Source organism: Actinomadura sp. 6K520 (assembly GCF_004349245.1).
Classification (GTDB): Bacteria; Actinomycetota; Actinomycetes; order Streptosporangiales; family Streptosporangiaceae; genus Spirillospora.
Map to the genome: position 1 here is coordinate 1 of NZ_SMLC01000029.1, position 23711 is coordinate 23711.

Consider the following 23711-nt stretch of genomic DNA (forward strand, 5'->3'; position numbering starts at 1 on the left):
GGGCACGGGCCGACGCGACGCGGCAGGCACTGCTGAGCGCGGCGCAGGAGGTCTTCGCCGACCGCGGCTACGCCGACGCGGGCATCGCCGAGATCGTCGAGCGGTCCGGCATCAGCGTCGGCAGCCTCTACCACCACTACGGCGGCAAGGCCGGGCTGTACGTGGCGCTGTGGGAGGACCTGAGCGGCGAGCAGGAGGCGAGCGCCGCGCAGGCCGTGTCCGCCGCGCGCAGGGACGGCGAGACCGACCCGATCGCGCTGTTCATCGCCGGCGCCCGCGCCTACCTGCGGGTGTGCTGGGAGCGCCGGGACGCGGCCCGGCTGTTCCTCGGCGGCGAGGGCCCGTCCGGGTCGTCGCTGATGCGCCGCAGCCGCGCCCAGCACTGGATCGCGCAGAACACCAAGCTGCTGCGCGGCACCGAGCCCGCGGGCCGGGCCGAGCAGGTGCTGAGCCTGGTGCTCACCACGGTCATCGGCGAGGCCGGGCGGGAGATCGCCACGGCCGAGAGCGAGGCCGAGGCCGCGGAGATCATCGAAGAGGTCTGCCGCATCCTCATCCGGCTGGCCCGCTGAGCGGCCCGGTCAGCTCCGGCCCCTATCGGCGGACGGCGGGCCGCAGCCGGTGGATGCCGTCCAGGTCACCCTCCCGGAGGTCGTCCAGGGTGATGGCGAAGTCGCCGTTCGGCGCGGCGGGGTCGGCGAAGCGGCGGCCGGCGACCCGGTCCGGCAGATACCGGCGCAGGCTCCGGCTCGTCCCGGCCGGGTAGGCGACGGGGCTCCCCCACCCGTCCGGCATGCCGTCGCCGCCGAAGATCACCCAGTGGTCGGTGGCCACCGGCTCGTCCAGCCGCGGCGGGCCGCCGGTGTGGCAGTCGACGGCGGGGACGACGATCCGGTCCGGGTCCGCCGGCTCGTACCACATCAGCAGCGGCTTGGCGCGGTGCGCGTCGGCGCCGTCGAAGCAGCAGACGGCGAGGGTGTGGCCGGGGTAGCAGTCGGCGTAGAACTCCATCAGCGCGGGGTCGAGGCGCGGCCGCCGGTGCGGGGCGACGCGGGCCAGCGCCTCCGGGATCAGGGTGGCGTCCGCGGCGAGCAGCACCGTGTAGACGTCGTGCTCGAACACCTGCACCGCCGCCGCGGCGGCCGGCGCGCCCATCCAGGCCATCGCCGCGGCGCCCGCCGGCGCCGGGGACACCGCCTCCACCATCCGGTCCAGGACGCCCTCGTCGCCGGACCCGACGGGCAGGAAGCTGCCGGGCGACATCGGCGCGCGGGCCGGCAGGTGCAGCAGCATGGCGTTGGGGCCGTCCGCCCGGTTCACCGGCGTGTTCTGGTAGCCGAGGACTTCGACGAGCCCGCGCCGCCGATGCCGGTGCCGGCCCGCGTACAGGGTCGTCCCGGAGAACTCGGCCAGGTCCATCGAAACGCACATGAACCCAACCTAGACGTGCGCCGATCAAGGTGTCCGCCGGAGAGCCGGGTGGGGCGCAGGTGATGTTTCGGGTCACACGGGACGCCACGGACCGTTATCCTGACCATCGGGTTACCGGTTCCTGACGGAAAGTCGAAGGGGTCCATGCCAACGTCCACCTGGTTCCGCCTCAACGTCGCCAAGCGCGAGCGGGTGCTCGAGGTGGCGATGCGCGAGTTCGGGGAGAACGGGTACTCGACGGGCAGCCTGAACACCATCGCGCGTGAGGCCGGCATCGCCAAGGGCTCCCTGTTCCAGTACTTCAGCGACAAGCTGGAGTTCTTCGCGTTCGTCTGCGACGAGACGTCGCGGCGGATCCGGGAGGAGATGGAGCGCCGCATCGAGCGGATCGACTTCGACCAGTCGTTCGACGAGTGGCTCTTCGACGTCCTGTGCGACTGGACCGAGTACATGGCCGACCACCCGCTGGAGCGCGGCGTCACCGCCGCGACGAACTTCGAGCTCGACAACAGCGTCCGGTCCGTGGTCCGCGACACCGCCAACCAGCACTACCTGCAGGTGATCCACCCGACCCTGCAGCTCTGGCAGGCCCAGGGCGCGATCCGCGCGGACGCCGACCTCGACGTCCTCGCGACGCTGATCCTGACGATCCTGCCGTTCCTGGCGCTCGCGCCGTACTACGACGGCCTCGACCCCGTGCACGACCTGCGCGGCCGCACCCCGGCCGAGCAGCGCCCGGTGATCCGGCAGCTCCTCGCGGGCTTCCACCCCATGTTCGCCCCGGACAAGTGACCGCGTCCGCCCCGGACAGGTGACCGTTACCGTGACCGGCGGCGGGCTCAGAGGCGGGCCGCGCGGGCCGGCCTGACCGGCAGCCAGACGATCCGGACGGGGGACCGTGCGGGCTGCGGCGGCAGCGCCCGCACCCGGGCCTCGGTGAGCCGCTTGCCGGCCATCCGCAGCCGCCTGCGCTGCGCCCGCGGCAGCGGAACCGGAAGCGCCGGCGCGCGGCGGGACAGCCGCACCCGAAGCAGCAGCAGCGCCACCGACACCGTCATCGCGGCGAGGAAGCCCGCCTGCAGCGACGAGAGCCGCTGCACGGTGAGGGTCTCGTCCTCGATCGTGCGCAGCCCGGCGACGGGGACGACGGGCGCCGGGCTCGTCGCGATCTGCGGTGACGCGATCGGGGGCAGCGCCACCTGCGGCCCCTTCATCCCGGCGAGCGGGTTGAAGGTGGACGGGGTCAGCGGCGGGACGCCGGGCGGGAGGTTCGCCAGGCTGATGCCCGGCGGCGGGGCGCCGGAGGCATCGGTGATGATCAGCTTGTAGCTGCGGGACACGCTGCTCGCCTTGGCCGCCGAGGCGGTGGCCCGCACCGTGATGAGGCCGGGTTCGGCGCCGGACGGCGCGCGCACGGTCGCGATCGCCGCGGCCCCGCCGGAGCCGACGGCGCCGAGGCCCTGCGTCCCCGGGCTCACCGACGCGCCGGACGCCGACATCCGCACGACGGCGTTCTGCGCGGTCGCGTTCGCCGACGACACCCGGACCGTCGCGGTGACCGATCCGCCGGGCTTCATCGTGGCCGACGACACCGACAGCGCGAGGGACAGCACGGGCTTCTTGGGCTTCGCCGGGCTGCCCGGCGTGCCCGGAGGATCGTTCGGGGTGGGGCTCGGGGTCGGTGACCCGGTGGGCGTCTCCGTGGGCGTCCCGGTGGGCGTCTCCGTGGGTGTCTCAGTCGGAGTCTCGGTCGGCGTCTCAGTCGGTGTCTCGGTGGGCGTCTCCGTTGGCGTCTCGGTGGGCGTCTCCGTGGGTGTCTCAGTCGGAGTCTCGGTGGGTGTCTCAGTCGGGGTGTCCGTCGGTGTCTCAGTCGGCGCTTCCGTGGCGCTCAGCGTGGGGGTGGGGCTGGTCTCGTCGGCGTTCACCGGGTGCGCGCCCGTCAGTCCGACGAGCGCCGCCGCGCCCAAGACCGCCACGACCGAACGTGCCGAACGTGAGCGCACCCTGCACGCACCTCCACCCCGTGGCGACCAGCCCGATTAATTGCTCAGAATTGGATGGAAGCACGCGGAGAATGGGCAATCAACCCCGTCCGCCAATGTCATTGCCCGCTGCTTATCGACGGACGGGACGACATTCTCCGATTGTCAGCGAGTGAGCCTTTTCCGTCCGTCGGCGGCTTCCTCCGCGCACCGTTGCCGCAGCGAGGTCGCGCGCAGCACCACCTCGATCGCGAAACGCGCTTCGGGGTCGTTCAGCCGGTCGCCGAGGACGCCTTCGAGCTGCCGCATCCGGTAGCGGACGGTCTGCGGGTGGATGCCCAGCTCCTCGGCGATCTCGGCGGCGGTGCCGCGGCTCACCAGCCAGGCGCGCAGCGTGTCCATGAGCCGGCCGCGCTGCCGGCTCGGGAACTCCGCCAGCTCGCTGAGGTGCCGGTGCGCGAGCCGGTCGACGAGGGCCTGGTCCGACAGCAGCAGCAGGGTGATGAGGTGGTCGTCGCAGTCGGTCACCGGACCGCCCTCGATGATGCCCGTCTCCACTAACCGCAGCGCGTGCCGCGCCCAGCGCAGCGAGTCCGCCAGTCCCCCGGCGGCCGCCCGGGGGCCCGCGACGAGCTGCCCCTCGGGCAGCACCCGCAGCAGCGACCGCCGCCGCTCGGGCGTCAGCCTGCCCGGGAGCACCAGGAACGGCTCGGGCGCGTTGAGGTCGGCGAGCACGTCCTCGTCCAGTGCCCCCCGCACGTAGGGGGAGCCGGGCGGGGCGGCGACCACGGTCATCTCGTCCGGGATCGGCCATCGCGCCCGTCCGGCGACCTCGTCCAGGGCGCTGCGAGGGCCGCGCGGGCGCAGCAGCAGCTCCAGCAGCCGCCTGCGGTGGCCCTTGAGCTCGCCGTCCGGCCGCTCCTCCAGGTAGCCCTGGAGCGCCAGCGCGGCCAGCTCGTCGATGTAGGTGAACAGCGCGTCGGCGAGCTGCGCCATGACGTCGCTGGACAGGTGCCGGCGGGGGCCGACCTTCATGATGCGGCGCCAGGCGACCTGCGCGCCGATGCGGAACGCGGCCTGGAGCGTGTCGAGCGTCCGCCCCTCCTGTGCCTCGAACCTGCCGAGCCTGCGGTACGTCTCGCGGTAGCGCTCCCGCGGCGCGCGGGGGTTCGCGACCTGCTCCACGAAGTCGGTCAGCGCCCGTTCGACGCCGATCCGGAGCGTCTCCACGTACGGCCCCTCCATCGGCCGTCCGTACTCGGGGATCGACCTGCGTACCTCCTGAATGATCTCCCTGGACAGACTCGGGAGCTCCGGCCGCATCATCGCTGCCAGCCGCCGCGGCAGCTTCGGCTGCGGCCGCACGGCCTCCTGCGTGAGCGTCCGCGTCATCGAGACACCTCCGAGAACGCCGCCGTCACGGGTCGTGGCGTGGTTCCGGGCAGGGGGCACCCGGCGTCCCGGACGGTCGGCTTCGCTACGGACAGCCAGGGACGCACCGAGCGGGGACCCCTGTGCGCCCCCGACAGGCTGTGAACTGAGACACGCCGACCGTAGATCCAAGTCGCCGCGGCCCAAGGTAAAGAGAACACAAAATCACTCTGTGCCGTCCGTGCGGACACACACGGTACGGCCGTGCTCGGCTCACCGCATGGACGCCCTCCGCTCCTGCCGCAGCCGGCGCGCCCGGAGCACCGCGTCGAGGACGAAACGCGACGCCGGATCGGCCAGTTGCTCGTCAAACGTCTCGCTGAGGCGCCGCATCCGGTACCGCACGGTCTGCGGATGGACGCGCAGCCGCCGGGCCGTCTCGACCGCGTTTCCCTGTGCTTCGAGCCATGCGCCGAGGGTTTCGGTCATCCGGGATCGCTGCGTTCGGCTCATCCCTGCCAGGGCCGCCAATCGGCGCCGCGAAAGCTGGTCGAGCAGTGCCTCGTCCGACAGCAGCCACAGCGTCAGCAGGTGCCGCTCGCACAGCGTCGGGCCGCCGTCCTCCAGGACGCCGGCCTCGACGAGCGCCAGCGCCCGCCGCGCCCACCGCAGCGAGTCGGCCGCCTCCGCCAGCGGGACGGTCAGTCCCACCGCGGACCGGCGTTCGGGCAGCGCCTCGACCAGCATCTCGCGGCGCGCGGGACCGAAGGTCCCCGGCACCAGCAGGTGCGGTTCGGTGTCGCCCAGGTCGGCGAGCACGTCCGGGGCCAGCGCGGTCCGGATGCAGCGCGTCCGCGCGGGCAGCGCGACCATCGTCACCTCGTCCGGCACCGTCCAGCCCACGTCCTTCGCCGTCGCGGCCAGCGCGCCGCCGGGCGCCCCGGGCCGCAGTACGAGCCGCAGCAGCCTCCGGTGCGCCCCGGCCAGCTCGTCCGCCGACCGCGACCGCGCCTCCAGGTAGCCCTGGACGGTCAGCGAGGCCAGCTCGTCGATGTAGGAGAACAGCGCGTCGGCGAGCTGCGTCATGACCGCCGACGGCAGCCGCCGCCTGCTTCCCACGTCCGCGACGCGCCGCCAAGCGACCTGGACCCCGACCCGGTACGCGGCCTGCAGCGCGTCCAGGCTGCGCCCCTCGTACGCCGCGCTGCGCCCGAGCTCCCGGCACAGCTCGTCGCGGCGCTCGTGGGTGTCGCCCATCCCGGTCACCTGGTCGACGAAGGCGGCCATGACCTGCTCCACGCTGACCTGGATCGTCCGCTGCGGCACCGCCGGGGCCTGCTGGGGGTGCGTCGGGACCGACCGCTTGACCTCGCTGACGATCTCCTCGGTGAGGGACGGCAGTTCGGCGCTCAGAATGGCGATCACCTTCGGCGGGATCGGTCCCGGACGCCCCCGCCCGGTGACGGTCCCCGTCATCGTCGGCCTCCTTCGCGCCGGCAGAGGAACGATGCAATGAAAGTAACCCAACGGCGCACGCCGCGCACCATTCCCGAAAAACTTTCACACTCCGTACGGGCTGTTCTACATCGCCAATTGCTCACTTATGCTTGCCTATTCCGCCCCGCACACCACATACGTGCTCACTTCGCGAGCGAATGACGTTCGGTGTTGATCACCGGATGATGGATTCGCTCGATGCTCCCGGCCGAATCGTTACCGTCCCGGCCGGGCCGCACGACGCCCGAGACCGGCGGAGAAGCATCACGAACAGGGACATGCAACAACAAGGTCCCCTATTACTCCACGTAACGATTTTCGCGCTACGTGGCGGCATGGACACCGATAGCGTCCACCTCATGCCCTCCGCCGAACACGAGGTGCCGCTCGACCTGTTCCGGAACCAGCCCGCGCTGGCCCCGGAACTCCTCCAGGCGGTATCCGGAATCAAACCCCCCGAGTACGAGCAGATATCACTGGGATCGGAGACGCTCACCGACTGCAACCCCACCGAGTACCGATGCGATTCGACCGTCCTCCTCGGCGACCCCAAGCGCCCGGATCTCGCGATCGTCGTCGAGGTCCAACTCAAGCCGGACCCGCGCAAGCACTACAGCTGGCCGGTCTATCTGGCCACGCTCCGGGCCCGGCGCGAGTGTCCGGTGACGCTGCTGGTGCTGTGCCCGGACGGGAGAACCTCCGCCTGGTGCCGTGAGCCGATCGAGAGCGGACATCAAGGCTGGGTCCTGCGCCCCTGGGTACTGAACCTCACCGAAGTGCCCGCCGTCACCGACCTGGACAAGGCCCGTTCCTTGCCGGAACTGGCGATCCTGAGCACCGTCGCACACGCCGACGGCCCCGACCAGAAGGCCGTCCTGACGGCCTTCGCCGAAGCCCTGGAGGTCACAGAGCGTGACAGGGGCGAGCTGTATCATGACTACGTGCGATCGAGGCTCTCCGCAGCCGCACGACACTGCTTGGAGGAGATCATGCAGGCCGGCACGTACGAGTGGAAGAGCGACTTCGCCCTCAAACACATCGCCGAAGGCGAGGCCCGGGGCGAGGCCCGGGGCGAGGCCAAGCTGCTTCTCACCGTCCTGGAGACGCGCGGCTTCACCATCGACGACGACCTCCGGGAACGCATCACCACCTGCCAGGACCACGAACAGCTCCACACCTGGGCCCGCCGCGCCACGGCAGGCGAGCCCCTCGACCGCATCTTCACCTGAAAGACGACCGGCCGCGTCGCAAACGCGAACGAGACGGGATGTCGCCGTAACCGCGTGAGCCGACGACGGCTTGGCTCCACGCCACGACCATCGTCGGCTCAACCGCGGTCCCGTCCATCCCTCTGCCAGGTGGGCTGTTCATTCCCGTCCGCGCGGGTCTGCTCTATTTGCGGCTTGCAGGACGCGTACAAGCCCTCCACATTCGGGCATGGACATGGAGGGCTGCGTCGCGGGTGCAGACGGGGCCGCCCGACGCTGCTTGGAGGAAGTCATGCAGGTCGGCACGCACGAGTGGGACATCGACCTCGCCCTCGAACGTATCGCCGAAGGCCGGGCCGATGGCTGGGTTGAGGGCTGGGTTGAGGGCTGGTTCGAAGGAGCGACCGAGGTGCTCCTCATCGTCCTGAAGTCGCGCGGCTTTACCATCGACGACGACGACCGGAAACGCATCACGTCCTGCCAGGACCTCGAACAGATCCGCAACTGGGCCCGCCGCGCCGCGACCGCCGAGTCCCTCGACGAGGTCTTGATCTGACAGCCGCGGAGTGTTGACGGCGACCGGCGGGTCACCGCCGGTCGCCGTCAGGTGAGGTCGAGGCGACCGCTCTTCACGGTGTCGAGGAAAGCGCCCCATGCTTCGGCCCCGAAGCCCAACACCGACCCGCCCGGATCCTTGGAGTCCCGCGCCAGCACAACCGCCTCACCCCGCCCGACCTCTACACACTGGCCTTCTTCAGCGCTGTAGCTGCTCGTGCGCCAGGCTCCGACCTCAACGCACTCACCACCGTTACCGATGCTGTGGCTGCTCTTGCGCCATCTGATAGGGACTGCGTCCATGGGGGATCACACTTCCTCGGAGTCGCGAGCATCAGGCCATGTCTTGGGCAGCGGACGCGATGAGAACACGCGACTCGTCACGGCCAAGGGCCTGCGCTCGCAGGTGATTGAACACAAGCGTATAACTATGGACATCGTCGACTTTCTCCAGATACAGGCTTCCCCGTCGGTACTCGACGTACACGACCGCCGGGTCAGCAGGTTCGGGGAAGCTTAAGATCCTGAAGCCGCCTTGCATCCCCGGATGAGCGCCTGCCGTGAAGGGGAGCACCTGGATAGTGATGTTCGGCTGGCGGGATAGCGCAACAAGCCAGTCGAGTTGATCTTTCATGGCGTTGCGGCCACCCACCACTCGCCGTATCACAGCCTCATTGCACACAAACCACATCTCTGGAGCATTGTCTGCTTCGAGAAGCCTCTTCTGCCGCTCCATACGGAGTGTGGTTTGCCTGTTGATCTCATCCTCGCTTGGGACGATAGCTTCAGCGAGATAGGTCGCTCTTGCGTATGCCTCGACCTGGAGGATCCCTGGCACGACTTCAGGCTGGTAATCCTGAATCGATGCCGCCTCCTCCTCTAGCCCGACGTAGACCTGGAACCAACTGGGCATGGTGCTGCTATAGGGGTGCCACCAGCCGCGCTTGCGGGCGTCCTTCGCCACCTGGAGGAGGGCTTCGCGCTCGTCGCCGGTGACGCCGTAGACCTCCAGCATGAGGGAGACCTCGCCGACGCGGGCGCCGCTCTGGCCCGTCTCGATACGGGTGATCGTCACGGGCGCGCACCCGATGCGTTCGGCGACCTGTTCGCGGGTCAACCCGCACTCCTTGCGCAACCGGCGAAGCTCAGCGGCGAGGCGGCGCTTGCGGACGGTGGGGCTGCGGCGAGCGGTCACTTCGTCCTCCTTGTATCCGTTTTATGGTGCCTTGGGATCAAGATCGAAAAAACAAACTGCGTTAGTTCAGTTCGTTTCTATTGCAGAACGCACGTCATCCGCGCACACTCTGACCGTAGCGAAAGTCACGCACGGTAGACGGGCGATCACGCAAGAAAGTCGGGTGAATCGTGGTCGTTCGCGTGCCCGGGGAAAGGGCGTCAGACGATGTCAGCGGATCAGCGGCCGCATTCGGTGCGGTTCAGCCTCCTGGCTGATCTGTGTTACAAACTGGGCGAAAGCCAGCAATGCACCTCTATGCTCGTCCACCCGTCGCGCGGTGAGGCCGTGCTTTGGGTGCCGGAGCGGGCGTGGCCGCGCACATGGCTCGGGGTCGCAGCGGTCGACCATCGGGGGCGGTGGCGCTACGCCTTCGGCGGGCAGTGGTGCATGGCCGGGGACGTCGGGGAGACGGCCGCGCGGGTGGCGTGGGCGGTGCGGGCCCGGTGAAGCACTTGGGAACGTGCGTCATTCCGTCCAGCCCGAGGAACGTGGTGAACGGACGGCGGTGGCTGCTGGGACGGCTCGAACCGCTGCTCGGTGCTGAACACAGCGCATGCGATGACAGCGTCCTGCTGCTGTCCGAGACGCTCACGAACGCGATCGTCCACGGCGAGGGCAATCTCGTGGAGGTGGACGCCTACGTGGACACGGCCAACATCCGGATCGAGGTCACCGACGAGGGCGGTGCCAGCGTTCCGCATCACGTCGATGATCCCCAGGGCGAACACGGGCGCGGCCTGCCCATCCTGTCGATGCTCGCCAAGTCGTGGGGCTTCGAGCAACTGGACGACGGCCGGCTGCGCGTCTGGTTCGAGGTCCCGCACACCGCGCCCCCCGATACTCGCGCCGCAACGCCGGAGGACGCTCCGACCCCGCCGCGTCCCCGTGACGGCGCCTACGAGGTGTCCGCTTTCGCGGCGAACAACTCCGCTCACTCCGGCGACCGGTGACCGCCTGCCCGGCGCGACCGGTCAGTCAGGGCGGGCGCGGCGAGAACGCGCGGCAACGCGATCCGCACGCCACCATGTGCTGGGAGCGAGGAAGGAGCCGACGTCACTGGTCGTCGTTCTTGTGGTCGTCCCGTTCGGCGAGTCGTTGGAGGTTCTTGCGGACCTCCCAGGCGGTGGCCGCAATGCTTGCGATGCTCGGAGCCGGGCGGGTGGGCCGGCGCGCGATGGGCGTTTCAGGCGCGTGACGCGTGACCGCCTGGGCCAGCCTTGCCGTGTCCAGTCGCCAGCCCTGGATCTGTCGCTCCACCAGCGACGGCTCGGCGATCAGGCGGGAGAACCAGGGCATCAGGGCCGCCTCATTGAACTCCCGCTCCAGCGCGGTAGGTGGCGGCAGCCCCGGTGGCCTGGGCAAACGTGCCATCCGCTCGGTGACGCCCGCGGCGTTGAGTTCGACCCCCACGCAGTGGCGGCGTCCCTTCTGGTTGGCGCCGTGCACGATCCGGTCGAAGGTCACGATGCAGTCGATCCACGACCAGGGGATCAACTCTGCCAGTTCGCTTTCGCCGGTGGGGCCGAAGTAGACGCCGCGGGCGTCCACCGCGAACGACACCTCCCCGCGACGTACCGACCTCGTGACGAGAACGGCCACGACCGCGGTCACCGCGCAGAACCCTGCCAGCGCGAAGACGATGCCGGGCCCGGGGTTTCGAATGGCCTGGTACAGCAGGAACGCGTCCACGGCACCGAGGGCCATCAGAATCGGCAGATTGCCGCGCCAGCTCTGCTGGGCGATATAGGCACCGTCGGAAAGCCCGTCGGGGGCGTCGTCAGGTCTCATGAGCAGCACTCCTCTGCCGGCCGCACGGGCGGCAGCAGCACCGGGGACCAGTGGGCCGGTGCACGCCCGCTGAATACCGTGGAGGAAGGAGTCGCAGTTACCGTGTCGATAGGAATGATCGGGTCGCCGGGCTCGACACCCGCACTCGGTACAGACGGCGGACTCACGGCCGCGTCATTGAGCGCGTACACGGTGAAATGGTATTCCCGGTATGGTGACAGGCCATTTATGACGGCGGTTGTCACGTTGCCGGGCACATAAGTCGTGGTGGTGGCCGGGCTGCTCACGATCGCGTACGCGCGAACGGGCAGTGCCCCCGGGTCCTCGGGTGCGGTCCAGGAGACGGTCGCCGACGCGGGCCTCGGGGCAGCGGCCACGCCGCCAGGAGCGGACGGACTGATCCCCGGGCCGAGACCGCCGGCCGTCAGGTTCGCGGGGGCCAGAGTCCCGGCGCGGCACAGTACGTGGACCAGGGCGCTTCCGCTGTAGCCCTGACTCGTGGCGGTGATCTCCGAGGTGCCCCGTTCGGTTGAAACGAACCGGCCGTTGCCGTCGATGGACCCCGGCCCTGAGGTGACCTTCCATTCGACGGGCCCCGGCGGGATTCCGGCGAACTTGGCCGTGAAGGCTATGGGCACGTTGACGTCGGTCTCCGTGCGTGCGGGGTCGATCGTGAGCCCGACGAAAGGACCGTCGGCATGGAGGATGGTCCAGAAGAGGTTGATGATGCCGTCGATCCGCCCCTCTCCTTCGCCGAAGAGTGCGCTCAGCCGTAAGTACGCATCGACCCTGATGCCGATTCTCACCTCCCACCAGGGATTCTGCGTGGTGTCCGCCTTCGCCTCAAGGTACGGGCCGACGGCCACTCCAGGGCCGCCGACCTCGTTGAAGATCAGCGTGAACTCCGCCAGCACGGCGGCGTGGGCCAACGCATCGAGATAGAAATCGGCATGCCAGCCCTTGTTGGACCCCTGCCGGTCGATCTTCTCGAAGTGGACTCCCAGGTCGTCCTTCCAGATGTGCGCGCCGACCTCCCTGTTGTGCTGCAGCGCCACGCTGACGCCACCGGACACCCCGACCTTGATGTTCAACGCCAGGTTGAAAGTGGGTTGCACCCACAGGGGCGGGACATAGTAGAGCAGCTTGCGGCTGAGCTTGAGCTTGGCGAACTTCTTGGTGATGTTGAGCTCCGAGCCGATCCCCAGCTTCACCCGGTATTCGTCGGCGTAGGCCAGCGATAGGTGGGAGTCCATGTAGGTCTTGCCGCCGGACACCCACACCCTCGGGCGGATGTGCGGGGTAAAGGTCCACCACGCTTCCACCTTGCCCACCCGGCCCTCACCATCCGGCTTGGGAGCGAAGGTGAATTCGAGTACCAGGCTGCCGTCCCTGATCCCGGCCGAAACACCTCGGGGGGTGACACCGCCTGAGGGCGCGCCCTGGTCGACGGTCTTTCCGTTGATCGTGGGCCGGCGGAGCCGCACGCCGGGGCCCAGCGCCTCGAGCTGCGGCGTGTCCTCCGCCCCGAGGTAGGCGTCCATCGAGAACCCTCCGTCGGTCAGGGCCTCGTTCAACGCCGCCCGCCGGGCCGAGAGGATCAGCAGCCCGGACTGCCGCGTCACTCCGGTGATCGTGCGGAAGACGCCGTCGGGCACCTTGCCCGTGGGTGTGATCACCACGATGGAGCCGACCGTGAGGGCGGTGACCTGGGGCGTGGGGTCCTCGAAGTAGAGAGTTCCGTCCTTGTGGGCGGCGCGCAGGGTCTTGACCGACGCCTCCGACAGCACCACCAGCGGATTCGCCGTGACCGTCAGCTTGGGGGTGAGCTGGTCGGTCGCCGCGCTGGGCGGGCCGGCCCCGTGGGTGTTGGTGGCGTGGACGGTGAAGGTGTACTCGGTCGCGGGATCCAGGCCCGTCATGGTCGCGGTCGTGCCGGTGGTGGTCATGGTCGCCCCACCCGGCGTGGCCGTGACGGTGTAACCGGTGATCGGCGCGGTGCCGACGTCGTTGGGCACCGACCAGTCCAGCGCCACAGAGCCGGTCGCGGTGACGCCCGCCTGGACCGATCGCGGGGCGGCCGGCGGCCGGGCCGCGTTCGGTACGACGCCGGCCAGCTCGGATGGCCGGCTGTCGCCGACCTTGTTCGTGGCGGCCACCTTCACCAGGTAGGCCGCGCCGTTCGTCAGGCCGGTGATCGGGGCGACGGTCGTGCCGGCGGGCACGTCCACCTCGTGCCCGCCGGGCTCGGCGGTCAGCTTGTAGCCGGTGACCGGTGCTCCGCCGTCCGGTGGCTCCACCCATTGCACGTCGATCCGCCCGCCGAGCGGCGTCGCCATGAGGCCGGGGGGAGGGAGGGGCACGTCGGCCGCACCCGGGCGGACCGGATCGGAAGCACGTGAGGTCGCATGGCCGACGTCGTTGATGGCGACCAGAGAGAAGGTGTAGGACTTGCCGTTGGTCAGGCCCGTGATCGTGGTCTCGGTCTCGTCCGGACCGACTTCGGTCATCTGCCCGCCGGGATTGACGATGACCCTGTACCCGGTGAGACCGGAGGCCCCGGTCTCGGGCGGACTCCAGCTCACCCGGACGGCGCCGTCCCGTGGGAAGACATCGGTGATCAGTGGTTTGCCCGGCGGCCGCGGCGGTTCGGGGGTGATGAGGTCCGACGGCGCCGACGGTGGGCCGGCGCCTATGCCGTTGACGGCGGTGACCGTGAAGGCGTACGGCGTCCCGTTGGCGAGACCGGTCACGGGGACCTCGGTCTGGCTCCCGGCAATGCTGATGCTCTCCCCGCCGGGTGAGGCGGTGACGACGTACTTGATGATCGCGTCGTCGCCGTTGTCGGCGGGTGGCCTCCACGACACCTGCACTTGGCCGTGGCCGGGGGTTCCGGTGACGGCGGTGGGCGGGCCGGGCACCCGGGCCGCAACCGGCGTGATCTTCGCGGACGGCGACGACGGCGGCCCGGCTCCGACCCCGTTCGTGGCCGTGACGTCGAACGTGTACGCCTTGCCGTTCTCCAGCCCTTCGACGGTGACCGCGGTCTCGCCGGATGTGTAGGTGCTGGCCCCACCGGGCGAGACGGTGACCTTGTATCCGGTGACGGGGGCGCCGCCGTCGGCGGCGGGCGGCCGCCAGGTCAGGCGGACGGCCTCCCGCCGGGGATCTCCGGTGACACCGCGGGGTGCCGCCGGAGCGGCCGGCCCGTTGTAGTAGACGACCACCTCGATCTCTACCGTGATCGCGGTATCGCCGCTGTTGTGCACTTTGACCGTGCCGTCTTCACCGATCTTGGCCACGGTGTATCCGCTCGTAGCCGTGCCCTCCGAGTACGTCACCGCGGGCACGCCCTGGACGCCCACGTAGCCGCAGCACGACCCCGCGCCGGTCGGCTTGGCGGTCACGTTGACGCCCACCGCCCAGACGCCGGTGGCGGGGACACCGCCCTTTCCCAGCGGGGTGAGGATGTGATCCCCGGACGCTCCGATGCCCACCTCGGCGATCCGGGCCGGCTGCAGGGGCCGGGCGACCGCCCCGACCCTGGTGGCCGACGGCTTCACGTAGTAGCCCGCCACGTTGATTCGGACGCTCACCGCGCCTCCGGTGGTACCGATGCTCACCTTGCCGTCGTCGCCCAGCGGGACGATCACGAAGTTGTGAGCCGGATCGCCCGCGCTGAAGGCCAGATTGGACAGGGCAGGCCGGGCGGTCCCGGAGGGATAGAGCGTGAGCTCGCCGGTATCCCGGCCATGGGTGTGGACGGTCACCGCGACGTGGGTCACGGCGAGCGTGTTGGGAACGCCGCCTTTCCCCGGCGGCCGGAAGCTGTGGGTGGCGTCCGCGGCGATGCGGGTTTCGGGGAGGATCCGCGCCCCCGGCAACCCGACGTAGACGCTCCCGGCCGTGGCACCGGCCTGCGAGAGCGTGTAGCCGTACAGATCGGCGTAGACCCGGACGGCGCCCCCGCCCCGGTTGACGATCTTGACCTGGCCGTCCGCGCCGACCTTCGCGGTCACCAGGTCGTGGACATAGACATCATCGCGGTAGGCCGATGCGATCGCCTCCGGCTCGGGGGCTCCCGAGGGGAACACCACCAGGGAACCCGCTCCGCCGGTGCCCTTCGACGCCAGATTCAACGCGACCGTGGCCACCTTCGACGCCGGCACGCCGGCCACCCCCGCCACGCGTACCGTGGCGGTCGCACCGGCGGCGATGTCCAGCGGCCCGGCCGCCCGGCCCCGCACCGAGTAGAACTGGCCGGGCTGCGGGGCCGCCGGGTCCGCGGCCTTGGGGGCGGCGACAGGTGATCGCCGCGGGGCGGCCGCCGCGCCCTCCCCGCTACCGGACCAGGTGTCCAGCACGCTGGTCAGCGAAAGCAGCAGGGCCAGCGTGAGGCAGCGGGCCAGTAAGGGGACGAGACGGCGTTTCATGGTTGTGCCCTTCGTGCTGGGACGCGGGTCGCGGCGGCCGGCCCGGCGGCGGCCGGCCGGCCCGCGTTCCCCGTGTGGCGCCGAACCTGGCGCGCGATGGCGGCAAGGGAGCTGTGTGCGGGGCCCGGGGGGACTCGTTCGAGGAGGTGCTCCGCCTCGTCGACGAGCTCGCGGATCCAGGCCCGGGTCTGCTGAAGCGCGGTGGTCGTGCCGATCAGGTCGGCCAGTTCGCCCGCTCGGCCCGCGCGGGTGCGGATATCACCGTCGATGGGGCGGACCGCTTCCAGCCGCGCCCCCAGCTGCGCTCGCGCCAGCCGGAAGGCCGGACACGGAGACGCCTCGTCGAGATCCGCCAGCGCGTCGCGGCCGAGCCGGTCGGTACCACCGGACAGCCGGCGGTCGTCCTCCAGAAGCTGCACCGCCAGACCGATGTTCCGGCCATACGAACCGAGGGCCGCGATCACCTCCTCGGTGGCCCCGCCCGCGCGAGCGCCGAGTTCGCAGGACGCGGCGGTGAGCGCGGCGAGCCCCGACCGCGACGACAGCTCCAGCCACCGGCGGGGCGCGGGCGGCGGGCTGAGCCGGTGGGCGGCGAGCTCTCGGACCCGGCCTCGGCACGCCTCCTCGACCGCGGAGGCGACCTGTGCGGCCAGCGGCGGACTCGCGGTGGCGCAGAGCGCCAGCGCCCTCGCCAGCAGCAGGTCGGAGGCGAGGACGGCGAAGGTCGTACCCCAGTTCGGTCCGGAGTGGACCCCGGCGGCAGCATGTACATCCACGCTGGCGGCGGCCAGCAACGCCATCGCCGCGAGGTCGGCCGAGGCCGCCAGTGGGATGAGATGATCGGATCCCGTGCCGGCCTCGGGGGTCTCCGACCGGGCGCCGTGGCCGTCGTCTTCATCACGGCAACGCGCGGCGAGCAGCACGAACAGCGCCGGCCGCGGCGCGAAGACGTGCTCGTCGGCCGCCATCGAATGCAGCCGCGCCAGGAACGGCCAGTCGCGGCGAACCGTGTCGGCCAGAATCTCGCCGGCCACGACGAGCTGGGATCCGAGCCCGAGCCCTGGATGCAGGCAGCGGCGCATGTCGCGGGTCATGGCCACCGCCTCCGGGTCGAGGCCGAGGCCGGGTGACAGGGTGGCGCGGCGGACCAGGGCGAAGATCGGCCGGTCGGACTCGAACGTGTCCTCAAGGACACGCCAGGCGAGCCGATGCCGGACGGCGGCGTGCCGACCGGTCTCCAGGTGGCCGCTGAACCTGCGGGCCAGCCGGGTCGCGTAGGCCGAGAAGTCGTCGGTCCGCCCGGCCGCGAGGCGGGCATCGGCGATCTCCGCGGCGATCTTTCCTGATTCGAGGGCAAAGCTGATGCCCTCCCCGGTCGCCGGGTTGACCATGCCGGCCGCGTCTCCCGCCAGGAGCAGCCCCGGAGCCCAGGACCGCTCCGGCGCGAAGCCGGTGTACAGGGGAGCGCCGCGCAGCGGCCCGACCTGCCGTGCGGAAGCGAAGCCCGGGAGGCCGGCACGCAGTTCGGCGGCGAACCTGGCGAACATCTCGGCCAGGTTCACGCCGGGCTGCCGCTCGGCCACGCCGACACCGATGTTGATCCGGTCCGGGCCCATGGGGAAGATCCAGCCGTAGGCGGGAAGCCGCGCCCCGGTCGCCGGATCCGCGAGCGGCATGACGAAGCGCAGGAGGTCGTCGAGCCCGCCCGCCCCCTTGAAGTCGAAGTACGCGCGGACCGCGTAGCCGAACCTGCCGTTCCGCCGCCCCGCCCGCACGGACCGCCGGGCCAGGACGGAAGTGCCCCCGTCCGCCGCCACGACCACCGGAGCGCGCAGCACACCCGCTCCGCCGGCGATCTCGACCCCCTGGACCGCACCGGCCTCCGTCCGGACGAGCCCCACCGCCCGGACGCGGTCGCGGAAGTCGGCACCGGCGTCGGCGGCGCGGGCGACGATCGCCTCGTCCAGCACCGCGCGCGGGACCACGATCCCGTACCCGTCGTTCCCGTAGTCGAAGTCGCGTGTGCTGCGCCGCCCCTCGGGACCCAGCGAGACGCTGAGCCCTCCGATGGGCCGGGTCCGGCCGAGATCGCCGAGCACGCCCATCTCGGCCAGCAGCCGGACACCGGCGCGGGTGACCGCGTCACCGCAGGGTTTGTCGCGCGGAAACGCGGACCGGTCCAGCAGGATCACCCGCCTCCCGCGCCGTGCGAGATGGTACGCGGCCGTCGCCCCGGCCGGGCCCGCTCCCACGATCACCACGTCTGCGTCGTCCATCATCGACTCCCCGCGATCCGCACTCAGCCCACCTGCTGCCGGCAGGGTTCGGGCCCGCTCGCGAGCTGTCTGGAGCCCATCGTGCGGCCGGGACCGCGCTGAGCGGGCAGCGCCCGGATCAGCCGGGTGTACAACCGCCCCGCGGCGTACGGGTCCGCCGGCCGGGACCGCTCACCGGCAAGCCCGCCGACCGCGAGGCCGATCGCGAAGGTGAGCGGCCTCTCGTACCGTCCGGTCAGGTGCTTAGCCAGGCCGATGGCCCGGTCGCGGGCCTCCGGTGCCGGCCGCCCCATCGCGTCGAGCACCTCGGTGGCGGCGTCGAGCGCCTTATCGATCTCCGCGCGCTCGGTGCCGGTGGCTTTCGCGTACCAGTCGGCGAGCCGCTCCTCTGCCATCGCCACGTCGGTTCCGCGGTCGGTGCACCGCACGCCGGCCACGATCTCGGCCACCGCGCGGTAACCGAGCCGCCGGGCACCGGCCAGGTCACCGGCGGCCGCGGGGCCGCCGGCCGTGGCCGCCGGCGCCGCCGAGATCGCCACAGGCAGGCCGACCGCCGCCGTGCCGCCGATGATCACCAATCCCGTCGAGCGCAAGAACCCCCTCCGGGTCTGCGCCCGCCTCCCGTCCTCGGCACTCGTGCCGTCTCCTCCGGGCATTCTCGTCGTCTCCGTCCTGCTCTTCGGTCGTCGGTGAGCCGCCCGCCTGCCCGGGCCGGCTCAGTGCCGCCGGAGCACCACGTACTGCGGCAGTCTGATCAGGGACTCCTTGGCATCCGAGGCGGCCAGGGCCGCGATCCGCGATACGGCCTCCTGCCCGTATCCGTGCGCGACCTTGACGGCCCCGGTGACGCCTCCGGCGGCGATGACCAGGTCACGCGCCTCCGCTTGCCCGGCCTCGTCCAGGTCGTCCCGCTGCAGGATCCGCCGGAGCCGGTCGGCCTCCGCGGTCTTGAGCTGCAGCACCAGCAGCACCGGCAGGCCGTAGACGCCCTCACGCAGATCGATCCCCGGGCGCTTGCCGGAATCGCCGTCGGCGGTGATGTCGAGCGTGTCATCGACCGCCTGGAACGCCAGCCCCAGGACCCGGCCGTACAGCCCCAGTGCCTCGGCGGTCTCCTGGCTCGCGCCGGCGAGATGGGCACCGGCCCGGCAGGAGAGCTCGAACAGCGCAGCCGTCTTACGAGCCGCGATCTGCATGTACGAGTCGAGCCGATGGCCGACGTTGTAGGTGTTCTCCGCCTCCTGGAGCTGCCCCAGGGCGAGGGCCAGTGCGCTCTGGCTCGCCCAGTCGGCCAGCCACCCGTCCAGCTCCACGAGCATCCGGATCGCCCGCGCGAACAAGAAGGTGCCCGCCGTCAGGGCCTCGGCGTCACCGCGCAGCGCGTTGACGGTGGAGACGCCGCGCCGCATCTCGGCCCGGTCCATGACGTCGTCGTGATAAAGCGCGGCCACATGCAGCAGCTCGATCGCCGCGGCCGCCGTCAGCAGATCGTCGTCGGCCGGGGCGGACCCGGCGGGTGAGGCGGCTCCGGCCGCGGTGAACAGCAGCGCCGGGCGCACCCGCTTGCCTCCCCGCCGCAACAGGTGCTCGGCGACCTCGGACAGCCGTACATCATCGGACCGCGCGAATTCCGCCAGCGTGCCGTCGAGGGAATCGAGCAGCGTCCGCGCCGGACCGTAGGTGAGCCAGCCGGACTCGTGGCGAGCGGAGCCGGCGCCGCGCCGGGAGCCCGTGTGCCCGTCGCCTTCAGTCATAGGGATCGGAAATCGAGTCGGACTCGGCGGCGATCTCCCTGATCCGCTGGTACAGCGTCGCATCGTCCAGCAGTGCGATGAGCTCGCGGCCGTTCTTGCCGAGCACCCTGTCGCGGCAGAGCTCGAACACCTCCTGCACCGCATCGGCCTCCTCCAGGAGCATGTACTTGCGCGCCCTGTCGATGGCGTCCTGTGTCTCGGTCACATGCTGCTGAGTGACCCGGATGTCGTCGCGATCAGGGTCGTAGAGGGCCAGCTTCGCCTCGCTGAAGTACTGGTCATAGACCGCCTGGACGAAGGCACGGTCCTCCTCCGGGACTTCGCCCGCGTGCGCCTCCTGGACTCGCTGAACCAGGCTCTGCTGGTTGCGGTTGTCGAAGAACGTGTCGATGACCCAGCGCCCGGTCAGCGAGTTGGCCAGATACTTGTCCCGCGCGTACCGGATCGGCTCCCACTCCTGCGACCACGGCACACCGGTCACCTCCTCGGCGGTGGCGAGGAAGACACAGCCGCAGTCCGTCAAGGACACGTCGCCCGTTCCGCCCCGGCAGACGATCGAGCCGGAGTCACCCGGGCAGCTCATCCCGGTGACCGCGATCTGGTTGTCGAAGAGGGCCGCGCGCCCGTCGCCCATGTTGACCTCCAACAGGACGTCGATGTCCTGGATCCGGCCCGTCGTGTACAGGGTGGTGCGGCCGGTCTTCTGTACCGGGGCCCCAGGCGGCTGGACGTCCTCGGGCCCGACGCCGGACCGGGCGGCGGCCCCGGCCGTCATCTCGACATCGAGCCGGGCGGCGACCTCGTTGATCGGGCTGAGGAACGTGCGCGTCTCCACCCCCATGTCGGCCCCACCGGCGAACAGCAGGCCGACGGCCGGCTGCTCCGGGCTCGGCCGGGTCATGTCGCCCCGTATGTCGTCGACGATCGCACAGTCCACGTTGAGGTCGGCCACCGCGCAGTCGACGACGCTCGTCCCGCCGAAATCGATCGGCACGAACCTGGTGAGCCTTGCGATGACGTTCTCCGCCACCTTCGGCGCATCGGCCGGTCCCGGCTGGTAGATGGCGTCCCCGGCCACTCCCCGGTTGATGTCGGCGAGCACGTGGTTGTTGGAGAGGATGGACAGGCGGTCACCGTTGGCCTTGTCCAGGACGAAGCAGCCGAGAGTACCGGCGGTGACGTTCTCGTGACCGATGCTTATTCCGGCGAGTGCCGGCCGTTCACGATCCCGTAACTCGTGCGCGTAGATGCGCCCGGTTTCGACGACATCCGTTTCTATCCGCCCGCCGTCGACCACCACGGACCGTGGCAGAACCTCGCCCTTCGCCAGTTCGGCCTCCGGCTTTTTGCGCCGCACGTAGATGACGCAGGCGGGGGTGTCCAAATGTTCGCCACCGCGACGCGGAGCACCGAAGGCGACGCCGACGACATTGGGGTCCCTGCCGTGGCGCGCCCAGATCCGCTTTTTGGCCTCGGCAGCCATCGGGCGCGCTCTTCGCCAGTCCTCTGGTCTGCTCATACCACCTTCCCGGTGATCTGGCCTAAACGCATGATCAGCTGATCTCCATGTGCGCAAGATTCAGCCACTCTTGGCGTCCTGTCAAGATGTTCTCCATCAATAACTGGATGACCAAGATCGGACACTGACTTATTGTGACACCGGCACTACCATCAAGTAGATGATTTTCTTGCCGAAAGAACCGCACTCGAGGTGACCAAAATCGACATGGGAGCTTACCGTGCGTAAGATTTCGCAACGATGCCGGCGGATCGCGGCAACACCGACCACCATCTTTCGACGAGCGGCCTGAACATGCACCGAACCGCGGTCGCGCAATTACGAAAAGTGATCATCGGGCAGGTGCTCACCGGAAAGCCGCTACTGGTCACCGCACTTACCGGTGCGCTCGCGCTCACCGTGAGTTCAGGAACCGCGCGTTATCAGGCCGAGGCGTCCGACCTCACCTGGAGCGTTCCGCTCAGCGGAGTCGCGACCGCCGTCAACAGTCAGGTCTTCATCGGTAGCAGCGGAGGAGGGATAGCCCACTGCGATGACGTCAAGGCAACGGTCAGCGCAAAGCGCGGAACCGGCCTGTCCGGGGACGGCATCGTCTCCGTTACCGACCTTGAGTTGAAATCGATCGGAAACGTCGATGATGCCTGCAGAGCCCCGTACGGCCTCGGTGTGACCATCAGCGCCTTGGGCCTGCCCTGGGACTTCGATGCCCGCGCTTACGACGCCAGGACGGGCGTCACCACCGGGCGGGTCTCCGGAATCGCGGTCAATGTCGCGGTCACCAACGGCTGCCAGATCACCGTGGCCGACGGCTCGGGCGGCCCCGGCGAAGTAGATGCCACGTACGAGAACTCCACCGGGCGGATCTCCATCCTCGACTACGGTCACCTGAAGGTCACGAGCACCGCGGGCTCATGCCCGGGAGTCGTTGTCGGCGGCGAGGTCATCTTGAGCGGCATGTTCAAACTGGCCCCTTATGGCATTATCAGAAGCCCCTAGCGTCAGGGGGTGGCTGGGCGCGTTTCGCCGGTTCAAGGCAGGCCCTGCCCCCCGGGCCGGAGGCCGATCACACCACTGAGATGCTTCTTCAGTGGCACCTCTTCAAGCGATTCCGGTATATCGACCTCGGACAGGCTCCGCACGTAGACGATGATCCCCCAGTTGCTCGTCCCGGCCGTGTCCCTGCGGTCGATGGCCGTTATGCCCGCTCCTACCACGCCCTTCTTCCGCATGAGCTCGTCACGGTGCCGATCCAGCACGCGCTTGGCGATCGCATACTCAACCCCTGCCACGGCCGTGCCCTTCTTCGCCGGCGTCGTCTGACTCCGCAACGGAACCGGCGTGGCCGATCCCTCGCTACCGCGGTCTCCCCCGGCTGCCGAGCATCCCGCCAAGGCGACCGCCAAGGCCAATGAACAGACGATCCGCATCCTCACGGCTGTCTCCTTCGGGGGTCGGCGAATCCCGCACCGGTCACCGCGATCTCAGCTCACGTCAACTCCAGATTCCACCAGTGGGACAGGCACCTCCGCCGATGTCAAGCGGCCGAACAGCCCGAGGCCGTGCCCGCGGCGCAGCCGCGGGCACGGCCCCTGGAAAGCGTTCGGCTCAGAGCTGGTCGTAGCTCTTCATCGCCAGGTACTCGTTCTGGATCATGGTGTTGGTCCCGGCCGGCGCGGGGAAGCCGCCGATCTGGTTGACCAGCCAGTCGGCGACCCCGCCGCCGAACAGGCAGCCCTTGGCACCGGGCACGGAGAAGGAGTTGTCGACGTGCTTGGCGGACCGCACGGTGGGCGGCGGGTCGGTGCGCACGATCGTCGCGGGCTCTCCGGTGATCGGGGAGTTGGGCGCCGGCGGGGCGGTGGTGCCGGTGGTGAGGTCCAGCATGATCGGGTTGCTGTCGGTGCCGATCGTGCAGTTGGAACCGAGGACCGGGTTGATGAGCCGGACCTTCAGCCCGAGCTTGATCCGGAAGTCCGCGCTCGTCGGCTGCTCGAAGAACCCCGCGTACTCGGCCTTGGCGTACACGGCGGTGAGGAACGGGTCGCCGAACAGGCCGGGCTGGACGAGCATCTTGTCCGCGCGCAGCTTGCCGAACACCGAGCCGAACTCGAAGGTGGTCGGGTTGTAGGTGTTCGCGAACGTGATCCGGATCGGCTTGTCGATCGACTGGTCGAAGTTGCCGAGCTGGAAGGTGCCGCTGGTGACCACGACCGAGACGCACCGTGAGAAGCGCGGGTCCGCCCCGTCGGGAAGGGGCGGGCAGTCGGAGAAGTCGAAACTCTCCGGAATCGGGTCCGGGTTGAGCGCGGGCGCGGCATTGGCCGCCGTCCCCATGCCGAAGGTGAGCGCCGCGGCCGCGACGATGGCGGGAAACGCGAGGCGTACGCCGCGTTTCGGGAAACGGGTGAGCTTCACGGTGGATCCTTTCGTCGATTCCCCACCGGAGAATAGGGCCGAAACAATGGCGGATCAATACACGGCAACGCGCCGCTTCGAAGTTTTTTTCAGTTTTGTTGGCGCCTGCTAAAGGCGCGACTCGTAAACGATGGATATTGTCATCGCATGAATATTCAGTCGTTATTGGTGCCGCCCGTTCCCGCCATCCGTCCGCGCTCGCCGCGGGCCCAGGACGACCCGCGGCGAGCGGCCGGACCGCACCCGCT

At 70.0% G+C, this 23711-nt stretch carries 22 protein-coding genes; 8 read left to right on the forward strand and 14 right to left on the reverse strand.

All coding sequences use genetic code 11. From position 1 onward, the window contains the following. On the forward strand, positions 1–572 hold a 572-nt coding region (locus E1289_RS10485; RefSeq protein WP_131978175.1), incomplete at its 5' end, for a TetR/AcrR family transcriptional regulator. Between the two features lie 22 nt (positions 573–594). Here the strand turns inward: E1289_RS10485 and E1289_RS10490 are convergent. Next, positions 595–1431, reverse strand: a complete 837-nt coding sequence (locus E1289_RS10490) for a hypothetical protein (RefSeq protein ID WP_131978178.1) — start codon at positions 1429–1431, stop codon at positions 595–597. A gap of 144 nt (positions 1432–1575) precedes the next feature. On the opposite strand from E1289_RS10490, the gene E1289_RS10495 reads away from it, so the two are divergent. Continuing rightward, positions 1576–2223, forward strand: coding sequence for a TetR/AcrR family transcriptional regulator (locus E1289_RS10495; RefSeq protein WP_131978182.1), 648 nt, complete (start codon positions 1576–1578; stop codon positions 2221–2223). Between the two features lie 47 nt (positions 2224–2270). Here the strand turns inward: E1289_RS10495 and E1289_RS10500 are convergent, their stop codons facing one another. Continuing rightward, on the reverse strand, positions 2271–3044 hold the full coding sequence (locus E1289_RS10500; protein WP_131978185.1) for a hypothetical protein: 774 nt from the start codon (positions 3042–3044) through the stop codon (positions 2271–2273). Here E1289_RS10500 and E1289_RS38125 point away from each other — a divergent pair. Next, positions 3010–3474 (forward strand): hypothetical protein, encoded by a 465-nt coding sequence (locus E1289_RS38125; protein ID WP_165970420.1) that lies wholly within the window; start codon positions 3010–3012, stop codon positions 3472–3474. The genes E1289_RS10500 and E1289_RS38125 overlap by 35 nt on opposite strands. A gap of 104 nt (positions 3475–3578) precedes the next feature. On the opposite strand, the gene E1289_RS10505 is transcribed toward E1289_RS38125, so the two are convergent. After that, positions 3579–4805, reverse strand: a complete 1227-nt coding sequence (locus tag E1289_RS10505) for a PucR family transcriptional regulator (protein WP_131978188.1) — start codon at positions 4803–4805, stop codon at positions 3579–3581. Positions 4806–5057: 252 nt separating this feature from the next. After that, positions 5058–6260 (reverse strand): PucR family transcriptional regulator, encoded by a 1203-nt coding sequence (locus tag E1289_RS10510; protein WP_131978191.1) that lies wholly within the window; start codon positions 6258–6260, stop codon positions 5058–5060. A gap of 380 nt (positions 6261–6640) precedes the next feature. Between E1289_RS10510 and E1289_RS10515 the strand changes: the two genes are divergently transcribed. Together E1289_RS10515 and E1289_RS10520 are read left to right on the forward strand one after the other, a co-directional pair. Continuing rightward, positions 6641–7510 carry a hypothetical protein gene (locus E1289_RS10515; protein WP_131978194.1) on the forward strand — a complete coding sequence of 290 codons (870 nt, stop codon included), beginning with the start codon at positions 6641–6643 and terminating at the stop codon, positions 7508–7510. Between the two features lie 271 nt (positions 7511–7781). After that, positions 7782–8045 carry a hypothetical protein gene (locus tag E1289_RS10520; RefSeq protein WP_131978197.1) on the forward strand — a complete coding sequence of 88 codons (264 nt, stop codon included), beginning with the start codon at positions 7782–7784 and terminating at the stop codon, positions 8043–8045. A gap of 47 nt (positions 8046–8092) precedes the next feature. Here the strand turns inward: E1289_RS10520 and E1289_RS10525 are convergent, their stop codons facing one another. Together E1289_RS10525 and E1289_RS10530 are read right to left on the reverse strand one after the other, a co-directional pair. Then, complete coding sequence (locus E1289_RS10525) at positions 8093–8347, reverse strand: DUF397 domain-containing protein (protein WP_131978200.1); 255 nt, start codon at positions 8345–8347, stop codon at positions 8093–8095. Positions 8348–8378: 31 nt separating this feature from the next. Continuing rightward, positions 8379–9239, reverse strand: a complete 861-nt coding sequence (locus E1289_RS10530) for a helix-turn-helix transcriptional regulator (RefSeq protein WP_131978203.1) — start codon at positions 9237–9239, stop codon at positions 8379–8381. A 327-nt stretch (positions 9240–9566) separates the two neighbouring features. Here E1289_RS10530 and E1289_RS38130 point away from each other — a divergent pair, with 327 nt between their 5' ends. Next, positions 9567–9728, forward strand: coding sequence for a hypothetical protein (locus E1289_RS38130; protein WP_165970421.1), 162 nt, complete (start codon positions 9567–9569; stop codon positions 9726–9728). Further along, a complete protein-coding gene (locus E1289_RS10535; protein ID WP_279487257.1) occupies positions 9725–10231 on the forward strand; it encodes an ATP-binding protein in 507 nt (168 codons plus the stop codon). The genes E1289_RS38130 and E1289_RS10535 overlap by 4 nt, the downstream gene beginning before the upstream one ends. A 103-nt stretch (positions 10232–10334) precedes the next feature. On the opposite strand, the gene E1289_RS10540 is transcribed toward E1289_RS10535, so the two are convergent. The 6 genes from E1289_RS10540 to E1289_RS38135 form a co-directional block, all read right to left on the reverse strand. Then, complete coding sequence (locus E1289_RS10540) at positions 10335–11069, reverse strand: hypothetical protein (protein WP_131978209.1); 735 nt, start codon at positions 11067–11069, stop codon at positions 10335–10337. Beyond that, positions 11066–15499, reverse strand: coding sequence for a fibronectin type III domain-containing protein (locus tag E1289_RS10545; RefSeq protein WP_131978212.1), 4434 nt, complete (start codon positions 15497–15499; stop codon positions 11066–11068). The genes E1289_RS10540 and E1289_RS10545 overlap by 4 nt, the downstream gene beginning before the upstream one ends. Beyond that, a complete protein-coding gene (locus E1289_RS10550; RefSeq protein ID WP_165970423.1) occupies positions 15496–17775 on the reverse strand; it encodes a geranylgeranyl reductase family protein in 2280 nt (759 codons plus the stop codon). The genes E1289_RS10545 and E1289_RS10550 overlap by 4 nt, the downstream gene beginning before the upstream one ends. A 23-nt stretch (positions 17776–17798) precedes the next feature. Continuing rightward, positions 17799–18368, reverse strand: coding sequence for a hypothetical protein (locus tag E1289_RS10555; protein ID WP_131978218.1), 570 nt, complete (start codon positions 18366–18368; stop codon positions 17799–17801). Positions 18369–18491: 123 nt separating this feature from the next. Continuing rightward, positions 18492–19529 (reverse strand): polyprenyl synthetase family protein, encoded by a 1038-nt coding sequence (locus E1289_RS10560; RefSeq protein WP_165970424.1) that lies wholly within the window; start codon positions 19527–19529, stop codon positions 18492–18494. Continuing rightward, positions 19522–20913, reverse strand: coding sequence for a hypothetical protein (locus tag E1289_RS38135; RefSeq protein WP_165970425.1), 1392 nt, complete (start codon positions 20911–20913; stop codon positions 19522–19524). Before E1289_RS38135 ends, E1289_RS10560 begins: the two co-directional genes overlap by 8 nt. Positions 20914–21288: 375 nt before the next feature. On the opposite strand from E1289_RS38135, the gene E1289_RS10565 reads away from it, so the two are divergent. Further along, positions 21289–22044 carry a hypothetical protein gene (locus tag E1289_RS10565; protein WP_131978224.1) on the forward strand — a complete coding sequence of 252 codons (756 nt, stop codon included), beginning with the start codon at positions 21289–21291 and terminating at the stop codon, positions 22042–22044. Between the two features lie 32 nt (positions 22045–22076). Here the strand turns inward: E1289_RS10565 and E1289_RS10570 are convergent, their stop codons facing one another. Continuing rightward, the gene (locus E1289_RS10570; protein WP_131978227.1) at positions 22077–22481 is read right to left on the reverse strand and encodes a hypothetical protein; all 405 of its coding nucleotides are present in this window, start codon (positions 22479–22481) and stop codon (positions 22077–22079) included. 172 nt (positions 22482–22653) lie between these two features. Continuing rightward, entirely contained in the window at positions 22654–23463 is an 810-nt protein-coding gene (locus tag E1289_RS10575; RefSeq protein WP_243712736.1) for a hypothetical protein, read from the reverse strand. Positions 23464–23711 lie beyond the last annotated feature (248 nt).

What these genes read in the sequence shown, in the direction of transcription:
- E1289_RS10510 (WP_131978191.1), bottom strand. Translation starts at nt 6,260, where the DNA reads ATGACGGGGACCGTCACCGGGCGGGGGCGTCCGGGACCGATCCCGCCG.
- E1289_RS10505 (WP_131978188.1), bottom strand. Translation starts at nt 4,805, where the DNA reads ATGACGCGGACGCTCACGCAGGAGGCCGTGCGGCCGCAGCCGAAGCTG.
- E1289_RS10560 (WP_165970424.1), bottom strand. Translation starts at nt 19,529, where the DNA reads ATGACTGAAGGCGACGGGCACACGGGCTCCCGGCGCGGCGCCGGCTCC.
- E1289_RS10540 (WP_131978209.1), bottom strand. Translation starts at nt 11,069, where the DNA reads ATGAGACCTGACGACGCCCCCGACGGGCTTTCCGACGGTGCCTATATC.
- E1289_RS10495 (WP_131978182.1), top strand. Translation starts at nt 1,576, where the DNA reads ATGCCAACGTCCACCTGGTTCCGCCTCAACGTCGCCAAGCGCGAGCGG.
- E1289_RS10515 (WP_131978194.1), top strand. Translation starts at nt 6,641, where the DNA reads ATGCCCTCCGCCGAACACGAGGTGCCGCTCGACCTGTTCCGGAACCAG.
- E1289_RS10545 (WP_131978212.1), bottom strand. Translation starts at nt 15,499, where the DNA reads ATGAAACGCCGTCTCGTCCCCTTACTGGCCCGCTGCCTCACGCTGGCC.
- E1289_RS10520 (WP_131978197.1), top strand. Translation starts at nt 7,782, where the DNA reads ATGCAGGTCGGCACGCACGAGTGGGACATCGACCTCGCCCTCGAACGT.
- E1289_RS10490 (WP_131978178.1), bottom strand. Translation starts at nt 1,431, where the DNA reads ATGTGCGTTTCGATGGACCTGGCCGAGTTCTCCGGGACGACCCTGTAC.
- E1289_RS10565 (WP_131978224.1), top strand. Translation starts at nt 21,289, where the DNA reads ATGCCGGCGGATCGCGGCAACACCGACCACCATCTTTCGACGAGCGGC.
- E1289_RS10550 (WP_165970423.1), bottom strand. Translation starts at nt 17,775, where the DNA reads ATGGACGACGCAGACGTGGTGATCGTGGGAGCGGGCCCGGCCGGGGCG.
- E1289_RS10525 (WP_131978200.1), bottom strand. Translation starts at nt 8,347, where the DNA reads ATGGACGCAGTCCCTATCAGATGGCGCAAGAGCAGCCACAGCATCGGT.